Annotated in this window: 1 pseudogene; it reads right to left on the bottom strand. The window is 65.5% G+C overall.

What is annotated here, in order from left to right:
• Nucleotides 1-857: pseudogene (locus tag EOA28_RS37235) on the bottom strand (hypothetical protein); the annotation flags it as partial.

Genomic DNA, 857 nt, shown 5'->3' with positions numbered 1-857 from the left:
TCCGGATTCTTGACGCCGATGGTGCGGAACCAGCGGCTCCAATGCGGCGGCTCGCTTGCCGAGCCGTCGAGCCCGCGCGTCACCGGGTGGCGCTGGCCGAGATCAGTCAGGCGCGGATAGAAGGCCTTGTCCACCACTTCGCCGGTCGGCATGGCCGGCAGCGCGGCGTTGAGCGGCGTGCGGGCGATGGAGTTCTCGCCGGCATATTCGGGACCCGCGGCAATCAGCAGCGCGCCGCCCTTTTCGACATATTCGGAAATGTAGTCGTAATAGAGGATCGGCAGCACGTCGCGGTGCTGGTAGCGGTCGAAGATGATCAGGTCGAAATCCTTGATCTTCTCGACGAACAGCTCGCGCGTCGGGAAAGCGATCAGCGACAGCTCGTTGATCGGCGTGCCGTCCTGCTTTTCCGGCGGGCGCAGGATGGTGAAGTGGACGAGATCGACCGACGCGTCCGACTTCAAAAGGTTGCGCCAGGTACGTTCGCCGGCATGCGGCTCGCCGGAGACCAAGAGCACGCGCAGGTTCTCGCGGATGCCGTCGACCAAGGCGATCGCCCGGTTGTTGGCGTCCGTCAGCTCGCCGGGCTCGCGGTCGATGCCGAGCTGGACGATGTTGCGGCCGGCATTGGGAATGGTGACCGAGAGCTTCATCGGCTGGCCGACCGTCGCGTGCTCGACCGAGACCTGCTCGCCATTGACCGAGACCCGCACATCCACCGGGGCGCCATTGCCTTCCGTCGAAATGACGCGGTAGGTCATGTCGAGCGGCTTGCCGACGAGGCCGAAGCGCGGCGCGTTCTCGAAGCGGATGCGGCGGTCCTTCTCATGCTCGCTGCCGGTGATCAGCGCATGCAG

The organism is Mesorhizobium sp. M2A.F.Ca.ET.067.02.1.1 (assembly GCF_004023285.1).
Lineage (GTDB): Bacteria > Pseudomonadota > Alphaproteobacteria > Rhizobiales > Rhizobiaceae > Mesorhizobium.
The sequence above is the reverse complement of the archived record's forward strand: the minus strand, read 5'-3'. Positions and strand labels throughout refer to the sequence as shown.